At 64.7% G+C, this 14,919-nt stretch carries 12 protein-coding genes; 6 read left to right on the top strand and 6 right to left on the bottom strand.

Translation table 11 applies throughout. The features are described from left to right. The 3 genes from VSR72_RS24390 (at position 1) to VSR72_RS24380 (ending at position 4,225) form a co-directional block, all read left to right on the top strand. Complete coding sequence (locus tag VSR72_RS24390) at positions 1-1,047, top strand: ABC transporter substrate-binding protein (RefSeq protein WP_342954907.1); 1,047 nt, start codon at positions 1-3, stop codon at positions 1,045-1,047. Positions 1,048-1,116: 69 nt separating this feature from the next. Then, complete coding sequence (locus VSR72_RS24385) at positions 1,117-2,676, top strand: SH3 domain-containing protein (protein WP_342954906.1); 1,560 nt, start codon at positions 1,117-1,119, stop codon at positions 2,674-2,676. Positions 2,677-3,151: 475 nt separating this feature from the next. Continuing rightward, positions 3,152-4,225 (top strand): porin, encoded by a 1,074-nt coding sequence (locus VSR72_RS24380; protein WP_342955012.1) that lies wholly within the window; start codon positions 3,152-3,154, stop codon positions 4,223-4,225. A 60-nt stretch (positions 4,226-4,285) separates the two neighbouring features. Here VSR72_RS24380 and VSR72_RS24375 read toward each other — a convergent pair whose 3' ends face one another. The 5 genes from VSR72_RS24375 to ugpC form a co-directional block, all read right to left on the bottom strand. Further along, a complete protein-coding gene (locus tag VSR72_RS24375) occupies positions 4,286-6,265 on the bottom strand; it encodes a beta-galactosidase (RefSeq protein ID WP_342954905.1) in 1,980 nt (659 codons plus the stop codon). 77 nt (positions 6,266-6,342) lie between these two features. After that, a complete protein-coding gene (locus VSR72_RS24370) occupies positions 6,343-7,194 on the bottom strand; it encodes a carbohydrate ABC transporter permease (RefSeq protein ID WP_133187218.1) in 852 nt (283 codons plus the stop codon). Positions 7,195-7,214: 20 nt separating this feature from the next. Next, entirely contained in the window at positions 7,215-8,120 is a 906-nt protein-coding gene (locus VSR72_RS24365) for a sugar ABC transporter permease (RefSeq protein WP_342954904.1), read from the bottom strand. Between the two features lie 67 nt (positions 8,121-8,187). Then, on the bottom strand, positions 8,188-9,453 hold the full coding sequence (locus VSR72_RS24360; protein WP_342954903.1) for an extracellular solute-binding protein: 1,266 nt from the start codon (positions 9,451-9,453) through the stop codon (positions 8,188-8,190). 112 nt (positions 9,454-9,565) lie between these two features. After that, positions 9,566-10,702, bottom strand: a complete 1,137-nt coding sequence (ugpC, locus tag VSR72_RS24355; RefSeq protein WP_342954902.1) for a sn-glycerol-3-phosphate ABC transporter ATP-binding protein UgpC — start codon at positions 10,700-10,702, stop codon at positions 9,566-9,568. 206 nt (positions 10,703-10,908) lie between these two features. On the opposite strand from ugpC, the gene VSR72_RS24350 reads away from it, so the two are divergent. The 3 genes from VSR72_RS24350 to solA all read left to right on the top strand — a co-directional run bounded on the left by VSR72_RS24350 (position 10,909) and on the right by solA (position 13,788). Continuing rightward, positions 10,909-11,934, top strand: a complete 1,026-nt coding sequence (locus VSR72_RS24350; RefSeq protein ID WP_342954901.1) for a LacI family DNA-binding transcriptional regulator — start codon at positions 10,909-10,911, stop codon at positions 11,932-11,934. Between the two features lie 280 nt (positions 11,935-12,214). Next, a complete protein-coding gene (locus VSR72_RS24345; protein ID WP_342954900.1) occupies positions 12,215-12,496 on the top strand; it encodes a hypothetical protein in 282 nt (93 codons plus the stop codon). A gap of 134 nt (positions 12,497-12,630) precedes the next feature. Next, positions 12,631-13,788: an N-methyl-L-tryptophan oxidase gene (gene solA, locus VSR72_RS24340; protein ID WP_342954899.1), complete on the top strand. Its 1,158-nt coding sequence runs from the start codon at positions 12,631-12,633 to the stop codon at positions 13,786-13,788. A gap of 9 nt (positions 13,789-13,797) precedes the next feature. Here solA and VSR72_RS24335 read toward each other — a convergent pair whose 3' ends face one another. After that, positions 13,798-14,868 (bottom strand): hypothetical protein, encoded by a 1,071-nt coding sequence (locus VSR72_RS24335; RefSeq protein ID WP_342954898.1) that lies wholly within the window; start codon positions 14,866-14,868, stop codon positions 13,798-13,800. Positions 14,869-14,919: the final 51 nt, after the last annotated feature.

The raw sequence follows: 14,919 nt of genomic DNA, 5'->3' as shown, positions 1-14,919 counted from the left end.
ATGAAATTCACACGCACCCTGGTCTCGCTAGCCGCACTCGTCGCCGTTGGCTTCTCCGCCAGCGCCTGGTCGCAAACGAAGACGATCTACGTCGGCATGAACGGCGGCCCGATGGAAAAGGCCTACACGAGCCAGGTCCTGCCCGACTTCGAAAAGGCCAACAACGTGAAGGTGGTGGTCGTGCCCGGCACCTCCTCCGACGTGCTCGCGAAGCTCCTCGCCAACCGCAACAGCCCGCAGATGCATGTCGCCTTTCTCGACGACGGCGTGATGGCGCGCGCCGTGAGCATGGGTGTGTGCGAAAAGCTCGACGATTCGCCCGTGCTCAAGGAGCTGTATCCGTTTGCGCGCATGAAGGGCGACGTGGGCGCTGGCGTGCAACTGGGCATGACGGGCATTGGCTACAACACGAAGCTCTTCGCGGATAAAGGCTGGGCGCCGCCTACTTCGTGGCTCGATTTCGCCAATCCGAAATACAAAGGCAAGGTGGTGTTCCAGTCGGCTTCGAGCAGCACCTTCGGTCTGCACGGCTTTCTCGCCATCAACCGTCTGATGGGCGGCAGCGAGACCAACGTCGAGCCGGGCTTCACGAAGTGGGCGAGCACGGTGGGGCCGAATGTCGTCGAATACATTCCGAACTCGGCCAAGCTCTCCGAGATGATCCAGACGGGTGAGGCCGGCATCTTCCCGCTCACGCCCACGGCGGTGGGCGACCTGAAGGACAAGGGCTTGCCCGTGGCCTACGCCAACCCGAAGGAAGGCGCCGTGCTGCTGCTCGTGGACCTGTGCGTCGTGAAGAACAATCCCGACCCGCAACTCGCGCAAAAGCTCGCGCAGTTCCTGCTTTCGGCGCCCGCGCAAAGCAAGGCGGCTGCCGCCGGCAAGCAGATTCCGACCAACCAGAACGCGACCATGCCGCCCGACATGCAAAAGAGCCTCGGCAATCTCGACCAGCTCGTGAAGAAGGTGACCGTGGTGGACTGGGACGTCATCAACGAGCACCGCGCGCAGTGGGACTCGCGCTGGAACCGGCAGATCGAGCAGTGATCGTTTGATCGAGGGCGAGCGGTAGCGGGTCCTGTATGATCCACGGGTTGTCGAACCGCCCGCTCGCCCATGCGCTCCGCCCTCGATTCTTCCATCCGCCTTTCCGCTTTCGCCCGCACTCCGCGCGCCCGCATCCTCGCACTGGCGCTAGCCGCCGCATGCGTGCTGCCGGGGTGCGCAACCGGGCCGGCTTCGCACACGCAAGCCGCGCAAACGCTCCCGCCCGATACGGTCACGCTCTTCCCCATCGAGCACTACGACCAGAACGTCGATCACTGGATCGATCCGGCCAGCGCCGAGTACGACAAGCCCTTCCTTTCGCCGGAAGTCCAGCGCGCGCAATTCGATGCGCTCGTCGCGCGCTATTTCGGTGCGGGTCCGAACGATCCTTCGCCGTGGAATCGCGTGTTTGTCGAGCAGCGCGTGTATCGCGACGGCGGCAGCGACATCGCCGCGCTGCAAACGCGCCGCCTCGCCTGGTTCGACAACACCGGCAAGGAGCCGCGTCGCCTTGGCTACGGCATGAATTTCCGGCCGCACACGAAGGCGTGGATCGACGCCATCGAGCGCAACGCCAACGTCAACCAGTTCGAACAGGCCAGCGGCTACGACGCCACGCGCCGCGCGATTGCCACGACGCCGCTGTACGTGCGCGAGTTGCCCACCCTCGACCCGTCGTTCTATTCGCATCGCATCGCGGGCGAAGGCTACCCCTTCGACAACCTGCAGGTGAGCGCCGTGCGGCCGGGCACGCCGCTCTACGTGCTCGGCACGAGCGCCGACGGCGCCTGGCGCTACGTGCAGACGCCGGACGTGCAGGGCTGGGTGCGCAGCGACGGCGTGGCGAGCGTCGACGAGGCCTTCGTTTCGAAGTGGCGCGCGGCGGCACACCAGTCGCTCGGCGTCGTGGTGGCGGCCTCCGCCGCGCTGCGCGACGACGGCGGCGTGTTCCGCTTCGAAGCGCCCGCCGGCACGCTGCTGCCGCTGCGGGCCGCTTCGGGCGCAACGCCGGGCGAAGTGCTCGTGCCGGCCCGTGACATCAACGGCCGCGCGGCGATCCGCACGGCGGCGCTCGATTCGAACGCAATCGTTCCCGCACCGCTCGCGGCCACGCCGCGCCATCTCGCGCAACTAATGAAAGCGCTGATCGGCCGCCCGTACGGCTGGGGCAACACGAACTTCGACAACGACTGCTCGGCGGAACTGCAGAGCATTTTCGCAACGTTCGGCGTGTGGTTGCCGCGTCATTCGTCCACGCAAATGAACGCCGGCGCGATGACCGACCTTTCGGCGTCCACGCCCGCGCAACGCCTCGACTGGCTCGTGCAGCACGGCGCGCCCATGCGCACGCTCATCTATATAGGCGGCCACGTGATGCTGTATCTCGGCAACACCGAGCGCGACGGCAAGACGGTGCCGCTCGTCTATCAGGACGTGTGGGGCCTGCGCCCCGCCGACAACAGTCGCCGCGCCGTAATAGGCGGCTCGGTCATCCTCCCGTTGATGCTGAGCTATCCCGAAGACCCGAGCCTCGAATCGCTTGCGGGCACAGCGGTTTTCCAGGTCAGCATTCTGGGCGCGCCCGCGGGGAGCGCGCCGCCGCAGGATGAGGAGAACCCGGCGGGGTGAGGTTGGCGCTCGCGTGCAGAAACATGCACGGTGCGTATCAATTTTATGCAGAAAAGTGATCGTTTCTCCCAGGATGACAGATTCCGCACGGTCGTACAAAAATAGCCTCCATCGAACGTAGCATTCCGTCAACGCTGCACACCTCTCGTCTGGGGAGACACGATCGGTGAACGCGCATTCAATCCGGCTCATGCCTTGCCGCAGGCCCACGATGACCACGCGTTCGCCCACGCTGCTCCTGCGCGAGCGAGAGGATCCCGGCCGCCGCGCCGGAGCGCAGTCCCTCGAGTAGTACTCCCCGCTTTTCCCGATTTCGTGTGGTCCCGCAAGGGACCCCGGCCACCTGTCGCCCAAAGTTTTTCCTGCGATTTTGCCTTGAGCATTGCCTGAAGCGTCAGCCACACCCTGTCAGCATCGATCTCAATCCATAAATAACACTAAGGATGACGAAATGTTAAAACGCGACAACCTCGGCATGAAACGACTGGTGCGCTGCCTCGCAGCGGCCGGTTTGATGGGCGCGGCAGGTGTCGCGAGCGCGCAGAGCAGCGTCACGCTGTACGGCATCGTCGACGCGTCCCTTCTCTATACAAGCCATACGATGAATACACTGACGGGCCAGAACGCCGGTCACCAGTTCTCCTTCACGGACAGCGGCATGTCCGGCTCGAACTTCGGCATGCGCGGCGCCGAGGACCTGGGCGGCGGCATGCGTGCGGTATTCGCGCTTGAAAGCGGTATTAGCATGGCGAACGGCAAGTTCAGCAACTCCAACGGCAACTTCTTCGGGCGTCAGGCGTGGGTCGGCATGGAAAGCCCCTACGGTACGGTCAAGGCCGGTTTGCAGTACTCACCGTTTTTCCTCTCGCTGTACCAGACAGACCCGCGCGGCATGTCGTACTTCGGCAGCGGCCTCGTGAGCTACGTGAACAACGTGTACGTGACCGGCCTCTTCAACAGCAACGCGATCACGTATACGTCGCCGGAAATCGCCGGCATTCAGGCGATGGGCATGTTCGCCATGGGCGGCGCAGCGGGCGACTTCCAGGCGGGACGCCAGTATTCGGCGAGCCTGCGCTACCACATTGCTGGCTTCACGCTCACGGGCGCTCTCTACAGCGGCAACGCCGGAGGCAGCGCCGCCACGACGCCGGTGCCGAGCACCGTGGAGTTCGTGGGCCGCACGATCGGCGCGAGCTACCGCTTCCCGAACTCGCTCACGATCTCCGCGTCGTATGCGCTATACAAGGTGGCGCAGTCCTTCGATAACAGCGTCTACTCTGGCGGACTGAGCTATATGATCACGCCCTACCTCGACGTCGATGCGGGCGTCTGGTACACCCGCGACGGCAACGACGGCAGCAATCACTCGCTCCTGGCATCGAGCGGCGTGCAGTTCTTCCTCTCCAAGCGAACGACGCTCTACGGCCAGGTGGGCTACGTGAACAATCACGGGCGCATGGACACGGGCCTGTCGATCAACAACGCGCTCTTCGAAGTCTCCGGCTCGACGGTGGGTGCGAGCATCGGCATCCGGCATCTGTTCTGACGTTAGTGCACGTGTTCCGCGCCGCGGGTTCGAGCGACGCGGAACATGCTCTCTTTCTGGCTAGCTTCGGCTCTGCGCGCTTTCGCGCCACGCGCACACGTCGCCTCGCGCAAGCTCGCGCGCTCCCAGCACGAACTCCGCCCCTTCGGGCGCTGGAGCCTGCGCACGTTGCTCGCCGAAGTTGAAGGCGAAGCACAAGCCACCGCGTCGACTCAGGCGCATGCCTTCGGGCAAACGCTGCGTTTCAAGGCCTGCACTGCGCGCGGCTTCGTCGAGCATGGCGAGATGCAGTTCGCGCGTGAGCCACGCAGCGGCGTAACGCACACGACCATGCGAGAGCAACGCGGGCCAGCCGTCTTCGAATTGCGCCTGAACGCGCGTGGCGCCGTTGGCGCGCACATGATCCCGCCAATGCAATGCCTCGCCCTGCACGCCGCCTAACGTGACGGCTGGCGCGAGCGTGGGACGCAGCGATTCGGCTTCGAGCACCTGCACGGGCAGCACGCGCTGCAACGCGCCCGGCGGGAGATCGCCGGGAATCGCGAAGTGCGCGGTCTTCGAGCCGCTGCGCGGCCCGAACACCCAGAGCCCGTCGCTGCGCTCGATCTGATCGACGAAGGCGTCGTCGATCACGGCCAGCGACGGCACCACCACGAGCCGGTACGCCGAGAGATCCGCGTGCTGCGAGACGATTTCGACATCGAGCCCGAGTTCGCGCAGCGCGCTGTAGTAGTCGAACGCAAGCGTTTGATAGTCGAAGCTCGCGCCGTGGCGCTGGATTTCGAACATCCACTGTGTTTCGTAGTCGAATACGAGCGCCACCTGGCCGCGCGCCGCTGGCGCGAGCGTGCGCAACGCTTCGCTCGCCGCGATCTCGCGCGCGGCCTGCTCCACCTCGCGGCCGCCAGGAGAAAGCTCGTTGTTCGGCAGATTAAGGCCCGAATGCATCTGCTCCTGCGCATACGGGCACTGCCGCCAGCGGAAGTACGAAACGAGTTCGGCGCCGTGCGCGAACGCTTCATAAGCCCACAGGCGCACCATGCCAGGCGCGGGCACCGGGTTCCACGGCGCCCAGTTCACCGGCCCCGCCTGCTGCTCCATCACCCAGAAGCGTCCGCCGCCTATCGTGCGGTAACGGTCGTGGTCGAATGAGGAAACATCGGGATGCGCGGTGCGTGCGTAGCGGGCTTTATCCGCTTCCGGCAGCCCGATCGCTTCAGTGCGCGCGATCGGATAGCTGTCCCACGTCGCCACGTCGATGGCCTTGTCCGCCGCGAACCGGTAGTGGTCGAAGGTCGTGAAAAAGCCCATGAAGTTGTGCAGCACATCCGCGTTCGGCGCGTGGCGGCGCAGCACCTCCGCCTGCTCGCGATGAAAGCTCGCGACTTCGTCGGACATGTAGCGGCGAAAGTCCAGATGATGCGCCGGGTTGGCGTCGGTCGGCGTGCGCACGGGCAGCCCCACCGCTTCGAACGATGGGTACTCCATGCTCCAGAACACGTTGCCCCATGCCTCGTTGAGCGCTTCGATCGTGCCGTAGCGCTTTGCGAGCCATGCGTGGAAGCGGCGCTGCGCGGCGTTCGACCAGCTCGGCACGGTGTCGTGGCAGCCCAGTTCGTTGTCGGTCTGCCATGCGACCACGGACGGATGCGCGCCGTAACGCTGCGCCATTGCCTCCGTAATGCGCACACAATGCGCGCGATAGGCCTCGCTCGCAATGTCGTAGTGGCGGCGCGAGCCGTAGTTCCAGGGCGTGCCATCGGCACGCACGGGGAGCATATCGGGCGTCGCGTCGACGAGCCATTTCGGTGGCGAGGCCGTGGGTGTGCCGAGCACGATCTTCAGGCCACGGGCCGCGAGCGTTTCGATCGCATCGTCGAGCCACGCCCACTCATAGACACCCGCGCGCGGCTCCATCCGGCTCCAGGCAAACTCGCCAATGCGCACGTACGTGATGCCGAGTTCGGCCATGCGGCGCGCGTCGTCGGCCCACATCGAGCGAGGCCATTGTTCAGGGTAGTAGCAGACACCGATTTGCATGAGTGACAATCCGCCTCGGAATAACTTCAGTAATACGAATTAGATAAAAAATGGCCTTCGGCAGCGAGCGAGCTCGTTCAGCCCTTGCTCGCGCCGAAGGTAAGCCCCGCGACAAAATGTTTCTGCATGGCGAAGAACATCAGCACCGACGGCAGCGCCGCAAGCACCGAGCCCGCCGCCACGAGATTCCAGGCCGTGGTCCACTGCCCCTTCAGTGCCGCCACGCCCACCGTGATCGGCGCGGCGTCGTCGCCCTGAGTGAGACACAGCGCCCAGAAGTAGTCGTTCCAGACGAACGTGAACACGAGAATGCCGAGCGCAGCGAGCGCCGGCCGCACGAGCGGCATGACGATGCGCCAGTAAATGGCCCATTCGCTCGCGCCTTCCACGCGCGCGGCCTCGATCAGCTCGAATGGCAGTTGCTTGATGAAATTACGCAGGAACAGCGTGCAAAATCCGGTCTGAAACGACACGTGGAAAATGATGAGCGCCCACACCGTGTTGTAGAGCCCAACACGCAGCGCCATGTCGCGCACTGGGATCATGAGGATCTGGATCGGCACGAAATTGCCCGCAACGAAGGCGAACAGCACCGCCGTGTTGCCGCGAAACCGATACGTGGAGAGCGCGAATCCCGCCATCGAAGCGAGCGCGATGGCGCCGATCACCGAAGGCACCGTGATCAGCACGCTGTTTGCGAAGTAATGGAGCATAGGCGTTTGCGTGAGCGCCGCGCCGTAGTTCTCCAGCAAGGCGAAGTGCTTCGGCCAGCCCCAGTAGTCGCCCTGCTGCAATTCCTCGGTAGACCGAATCGACGTGACGAGCACCGCCAGCATGGGCAGCAGCCAGATGACGAGCGCAATGGGCAGCGAGATCTTGTACAGCGCGCGATTCGCGGGTTTCCAGCGATCGACGGGAAGCGGATACATGGGCGAAAACTCCCTGAAAATCAGCGTTCTTCGCGCAGCATGCGGCGCAAATGGAACACGATATAAACAAGCATGATGGCGAACAGCACGACGGCAATCGCTGCCGAATAGCCTTCGCGGTAATACTTGATCGCCTGGTCGTACATGAAGTAAGCAAGCACGGTGGAGCTGTCGAACGGCCCGCCGCCGCTCATCACGGCGATCAGGTCGAAGCTGCGCAGCGCGCCGATCACCGTGAGCACAATGGCCATGAACGTGGCCGGGCGAAGCTGCGGCAGCACCACGTGCCAGAAAAGCTGCCAGCCCTTCGCGCCTTCCATGCGCGCGGCTTCCACGATCTCCGGGTTGATGCCCGTGAGGCCCGTGAGATACAGAATCATGCAGAACGGCGTTTGCGGCCAAAGCGCTGCGAAGATAATGCCGAACGTCACGAGCTTCGGGTCGCCCAGCACGGGTATGCCGTGCCCGACGATCATCTTCAGCAGACCGAAGGTCGGGTCGTAGAACCACGAGAACACGAGGCCCACCACCACACCCGAAAGCACGAACGGCGCGAAGAACAGCGACTTCACCGCGCGTATCCCGCGCACGTGCTGATTCAGATAGAGCGCGAACACGAGACCGAGCGGCGGCGCGAGCAGGAAGAACACGAGCCACAGCAGATTGTTCTTGAGCGCGGTATAGAACGTGTCGGTATGGAACAGTTCGACGTAGTTGGCGAGGCCGACGAAGGTCTTCGCCGTCATGCCGTCCCAGTTATAAAAGCTGAGCGTGATGCTGCTGATGATCGGATAAACCACGCACAGCGTAAAAAGCGCGCAGCCCGGCAGCAGGAAAAACAGCGCGGCACGATTCTGTTGCCGCCGCACCGTAGAGGCGCGACGCGGCCGCGCCGCCCCAATGGGGCGCGCCAAGGTATCGGACATGGTGAAGTCTCGCCGGTGATCGAAGAAGGTGCGGCCGGCGGCGCAATGCGCCGGCCGCACCGCGGCCTTACTTGTGATAGATGCGCTGGCGCGTCGTTTCGAGGCGCGCGAGCAGCGTATCGAGCTGCGACGGGTCGCTGTAGAACTGCTGCATGGCCTTCATGCCTTCGTCGGCCATTTCCTTCTGCATGTCGCGGTCGTAGAACTGCGCGATGCCGCCGCGCGTGCTCGCGAGCGTCTGGAAGCCCACCTTGGAGATGGGATCGTCAGGCTCCGCCGCCTTGTTGTTCGAAGGCAGTTGCCCCCAGCCGTGCGCGAGGTCGGCGTTGATCGCGGGCGTTTCCATGAAGGCGAGCAGTCGGCGCGCATCGGCCTTGTTCTTGGCCTTTGCCGGAATCAGCAGCACGTTCACGGGACCGTCTTCGGCCGTCGGCACGTTGGCATCGATAATGGGGAAGCGGAAGAAGCCCACGTCCTGTTTCATGTTCGCCGGGAAGCTGGCCGAGAAGAACGTGCCCATCAGCATCATCGCCGCCTTGCCGTTCACGAGCACTGGCGCAATCGAATCCACGTCGTAGGACAGCGCATTTTCCATGAAGCAATGGTTGTCCATCAGCGTCTTCCACGTGGTGTACACCTTCTTCACGCGCGGATCGGTATAGGGAATCTGACCGGCCATCAACTGCTGATGGAACTCATTGCCGTTGATGCGCAGGTCCAGATAGTCGAACCACGCAGCGAGCGTCCAGCTGTCGCGCGCGGCCACGGCAATGGGCGCCACGCCAATGGCGTTGAGCTTCTTGCAGCTTTCCAGCAGCTCGTCGAAGGTCTTCGGCTCCGACTTGATGCCCGCCTTGGCGAACAGGTCCTTGCGATAGAAGAAGCCGTAGGCGTCATAGCCCAACGGCGCGGCGTACTGCTTGCCGTTCCAGGTAGACGCGCCCTTCACCGACGCGTACTGCTCGTTCCAGCCGTTCTTGGCCCAGTCCGGCGAAAGGTCTTCGAGCAGGCCACGCTCGGCGTAATAGGCCATGCGCTCGCCGTCGTGCCACGACACCACGTCGGGCGGATCGGTCGCGAGCCAGCCGCCCATCTGCACCTTGTAGGCTTCCTCCGTTATATAGGAGACCTTGAGGTTGACGTCAGGGTTCGCCTTCTGGAACTTGTCGAAGGCGTCCTGCCATGTCGAGCGCTGGTTGGCGCGCGCCGAGACGTTGACGGTGAGCGTTCCGGCGTCGGCGGCCATGCTCGTGAACGCCGTCGCCGCAACGATCGCGACGGCGGCCGAGGCGCGGGCCAGCGAACCGAACGTTTTCAAGCGATTAGAAAACATCTTTTGTCTCCTATGTCGATCCATCCAACATGCTGTTGGACTGCCTTTGTCGACTGACGGCTTTCGCGCCGCCAGACCTGGTGACCCGCTCTATCGGCGGGGTATAACGAAATCAGGCCAGCGCCGGCGCGTGCGCTGCCGCGAGCCGGCGCAGCGCTACGCCCTCGGCGTCGAACAGATGGCACGCCTGCGGCGGCACATGCACGCGAATGCGCTCGCCCACACCGATGGGCGAATCGCCCGGCGCTTTGGCGACCAGTGTGCCGGCTACGTGATCCGCATGCAGATAGCTATGTTCGCCCAGCCGTTCGGCAAGCACCGTTGCGCACGCAATCGATTGGTCATCGCCGTCGAGCCGCAGATGCTCGGGGCGCACGCCCAGCGTGACCGGCTGGCCGCGCTGCAAGCCGCGGCCGTCCACGCCGGCGTTGAGCTTCTCGCCGCCCTCGAGCGTGACGCGCACGCCCTCTTCGTCCACCGAGTCAACGCTCGCCTCGATGAAGTTCATGCGCGGCGAGCCGATGAACCCGGCCACGAAGCGCGACTTGGGATGGTGATAGAGATCGAGCGGCGCGCCGCTTTGCGCCACGCTGCCGTAGCGCTCCATATCGGCGCCCGCGTGCAGCAGCACGATGCGGTCGGCGAGCGTCATCGCCTCGACCTGGTCGTGCGTGACATACACGACGCTCGCATCCGTGAAGCGCTGGTGCAGGCGCGCGATCTCGATACGCGTGTGGCTGCGCAGCGCGGCGTCGAGGTTGGAAAGCGGCTCGTCGAACAGAAACACGCCAGGCTCGCGCACGATCGCGCGGCCGATGGCGACGCGCTGCCGCTGCCCACCCGACAACGCCTTGGGATGCCGGTCGAGCAGCGCCTCCAGTTGCAGGCTGCGCGCGGCGTCGCGCACGCGGCGCTCGATCTCGGCCTTCGGCACCTTCGCGATCTTCAGGCCGAACGCGATGTTGTCGAACACCGTCATGTGGGGAAAGAGCGCGTAGCTCTGGAACACCATCGCCACGCCGCGTTCTGCGGCTGGCACGTCCGTCACCACGCGCGAGCCGATGCGCAGTTCGCCTTCGGTCAATTCCTCGAGACCCGCGATCATGCGCAGCAGCGTGGACTTGCCGCAGCCGGAAGGCCCGAGGAACACGCAAAACTCGTGATGCCCGATGTCGAGATCGACGCGCCGGACCACCGGCGGGTGATCGCCGTAGCGTTTGCCGACGCCCGAGAGCTGTATCGTCGCCATGTTCTCGCCTCGAAATTTAAGCGCTTAAATTTTTGCGCGGAAAACAGCACGCAGCCCTTGCACAGCGGGCATTTAACCGCTTAAATTCGAATCCGGCATAATCGCGCATTCGTTGTCTCCGTTGATGTTGTGGGAGAAAAGTAGCAAACCCGGCCGCAGCATTGCAACATCTGAATCATCTTCCCTAAATGTGGGAAAGGTCCTACATGGTTACCTTGTCAGAAGTCGCGCGGCGCGCACGCGTTACGGCGGCTACCGTCTCGAACGTGCTGCGCAACCGCGAGAAGGTCCGCCCCGAAACGGCCGAGCGCGTGCTGCAGGCCATCGCCGAGCTGGGCTACCGGCCCAACCTCAATGCGCGCGCGCTCGCGCAGGGGCGCTCGTCCACGCTCGCGTTGATGCTCTCGAACATCTCCAACCCGTTCTACCCCGAGTTCGTGCTCGCCGCCGAGCGCGCCGCGCGCAAGGCGGGCCACTTCCTCATGGTCTGCAACACCGACGACGACGCACAAATTGGCCGCGCCTACCTGAACCAGATCGCGGGCACCTTTGCGGACGGCGTGCTCGTGATGAACACCGACATCGCCATGAACGAACTGTGCATTTCGGCCATGCACAACGGCCCCATTCTGCTGGCGATGTGGGAGCACCCCGAGAATCCCCCGGTGCTGCCGTGCGTAGCGGTGGACTTCGCGCGCGCCGGTGCGCTCGCCGCGCAGCATCTGCTTGAGTTGGGACACCGAAACATCGCCATGCTGATCGGCGACGGTTGCGGCGGCTTGCAGGACGCACGTTCGGAAGGATTCCGAACGGCCTTGCGCGAAGGCGGCGTGAATACTGCAAACGTGGCGCAGATGCAGGTGCGCGACTCGATCGACTCCGGCTACGCGGCTTGCCACGAATTGCTCGCCCGGCACCCTCGCGTGAGCGCGATCTTCGCGACCAACGACCTGCTCGCGATTGGCGCGATTCAGGCGCTGGTCAGCATGGGCCGCGCCGTGCCCGACGATGTCTCCGTGATCGGCATCACCGACATTCAGCTCGCTCATCAGATGCGCCCCGCCCTTACCACCGTTGCGATCCAGACCGAGGCCGTGGCCGAGTTGTCGATCCGCAGCCTGATCCGGCTGATCGACGAACCGGACCAGCAGCCGCCGATGGTGCTCGGGCCGCCGCCCGAACTGGTCACGCGCATGTCCACGGGGCCGCGCAAGCGGCGCGCGCGCGCCTGAGCGCATGCCGCGCGGCAAACCCGCCACTGCGCGCCACCGCGCCGGAAACTGAGACGCACGGTCAAGCCGCCCCGGAAAAGCGCGGTAAATTTGCGCCACGACGAGGCGAGTCGGCCCGCTCCTGCGGCGGCTGGCCCGTCGATGGTCCGGATTCTTGCATTCCGCATTGCTTTGCCTGCCGGGGGAGTTGAGGCAAGCCATGCGCGGCATTTCGTATGCCAGGAATGCGCCTGTCCGTGCCGTGCAGCCGTAAAGGCGACCTGAGAGAACCGAAAAAAACATGAGCACACTAGCCAAACCCGCGCCTCACAAGGCCGCGGGGCTTCTGCCGGCGGCGCTGGCCGACACGCAGCTCGACCACGTCGAGCGCATGGTCCAGTACTACGCCCACAACGGCGACGCCGCCGTGAGCGGCTTCGACTACGCCTACTGGCGCAAGCGCCTGCGAGCCGTGGCCGAAACCTACGATCTGGTTACAACCCAGCGCAACCGCATTGTCGGCCTGCTCGACCGGCTCGAGCGCGACGCCATCCTCAGCCTGCCGCCGCACGAGCGAACCTGATCCGGCACGCACCCGGCCTCGCTCGACAGGCGCGGGGGAAGCGCCGACAATGAATGCCCTTTACGGTGCGCCCGTCCCGATCCGCGGGAGCGGGCGCGCACACGTTCGCGCGCGGTGGCGCGCACGGGGCATCCATGCAGGACACCAACGCAAGCAATCGACATTTCGACACGCTCATCGTCGGCGCAGGCTCGATGGGTATGGCAGCCGGCTACTATCTGAGCCGCCTCGGCAACAAGGTGCTGCTGCTCGACGCCGGCGATCCGCCTCACGATCAGGGTGCGCATCACGGCGGCACGCGCCTCATCCGCCACGCCTACGGCGAAGGTGCCGCTTACGTGCCGCTCGCCTTGCGCGCCCAGCCGCTTTGGGAAGACCTGGAGCAGCAAACGCAAACGGCGCTTTTCACGCGCACGGGCGTCGTCAATATCGGCTCGCCCGGCGACGCGTTTTTGCGCGAGGTGCAGGCGAGCGCCGCCAGCCACGGCATCCCGCTTGAAACGCTCGACGCAGCCACGGCCAGCAAGCGCTGGCCCGCGTGGCGGCTCAAGCCGGAGCAGATTGCGAACTTCGAACCGGGCGCGGGCGTGCTCTATTGCGAGCGGGCGATCAGCGCTTACCGCGAACTCGCGATCGCGCTTGGCGCAACGCTCGGCACGAATACGCGCGTCACACGTATCGAGTGCCACGGGAGGGAAAGCGCCAACGTCTGGACCGACAAGAACGAGAAGTTCACCGCCCGCGACCTGATCGTGTGCGCCGGAAAATCGACTCGCGATCTGCTCGCGCCGCTCGGCCTCGAGGTTCCCGTCACGCGCGTGCGCAAGAGCTTCGCGTGGTTCGAGGGCGAGCCCGGCCTCTTTGCGCCGGAGCGCTTCCCAGGCTTTTTCGTCGCCTCGGAAGTGGGCGGCTTTTACGGCTTTCCCGATCTCGACGGCAGCGGCCTGAAACTGGGCCGTCACGATGCCGGCGAGCCCATTTCGGCGGATGCGCCGCTCGCGCCATTCGGCGCCGAGCCGTCCGATCTCGGCGATCTGCAAGCCTTCCTCGAACGCTATTTGCCGGGCGCGGGCAAGCTGCGCGTGGGCCGCGCCTGCGAATACGACATGACGCCCGACGAGCATTTCATCATCGACCGCGTGCCCACCTGCCCGAACGTGCACATCGCGACCGGTTTTTCAGGGCATGGTTTCAAGTTCGCCAGCGCGATCGGCGAAGCGCTGGCCGAGCGCATCACGCAAGGCGAGAGCCGCATCGACCTGACGATGTTCGCGCGCAAGCGCTTTGCATAGCGAGGCGGGCTAGTTAGCGGGAATCGTCACGACCGGCGCCTTGCTGCTCGTATCGGCTTCCGCGAGCGCCATGAGGTTTTGCAGGACCGTGAACGCGTATTTCGAATCGAAGTCGGCGCGTTCGACCCAGTACGCCGTGCCGTCGTAGTCGATCGCGACATAAGCATCTGCGGGCGCCTTCGGTCCCTGATGCACGATGATGATCGGCCGCGTTTCGCCCCCAATCAGCCCGACGGTCGGTTTCGTCGCGCCGCTCTGCACTTCGGCGTCCGGCACCTGAACCTGCGCGCCGATATTCTGGAGGATGCCGAGCACCGAGCGCGTCACCATCGGAATGCGATTGCCGCCCTGCGCCGAGGGACCATAGACGATCTCGTAAGTGCGCGTGTCCGCCGCGAGATGGAGCAGTTCTCGCACGCGCGCCAGGTCCGCCGAGACTTGCGGCGACTGCGCGCTGTTCGTCGCGCCGAGCGCGAGAAACACGCTGTTCTTGCCGTTTTCGCTGCGCGATTCCACATTCAGTTCGCCGGCCAGTTGCAAGCGCCGCAGCGCCTGCAGCAACTGGAAGAAGCCGGCCGAGCCCGCGCTGTCCTCGCCGCCCAGCGCGCTGCCGTTCTGCAGCCCGCCGACCGATTGCGCACCGATACGCAGCAGCAGATCGACCGGCATGCCGCCTTCGGCGAGCGGCATCACGAGTTCCGGCGCGAGCGGGCGGATGTACGCGTTGGCGAACGCTTCGCCCGTGGTCGGCGAGAACGTGAAGGTCGGACGGTTCGACCAGGAGACGCTGCCGGTCGCGAGCGCATAGTTCGGCTGCGAGCCCGAACCGACATTGCCGGTCGCGCCAGCCGTCGAATCGAATTGATACGCCGCGATGATCGAACTCACTGAGAGGAAGGCGGGCGCATCGCCGTAGCGCAATCCGACCACCGCTGCGAGTATGCTGCGCTTTTTTGCATCGCCGAGTGCTCTCGCATAATCGACCTGATCGGCGCGCAGGCGCGTCGGGCCGAGATGCACACATGCCGTGCCCAGCAAGGCCGAGCACGAAACGGCCAGAATCGTCGTCTTTGAAATCATCGTCAGGCTTGCGCGCGGGACTGCGCAAAGAGAGTGGGTCCGCGCGCACAG

The sequence above is a fragment of the Paraburkholderia sp. JHI869 genome, from assembly GCF_038900775.1.
Classification (GTDB): domain Bacteria; phylum Pseudomonadota; class Gammaproteobacteria; order Burkholderiales; family Burkholderiaceae; genus Paraburkholderia.
The sequence above is the reverse complement of the archived record's forward strand: the minus strand, read 5'-3'. Positions and strand labels throughout refer to the sequence as shown.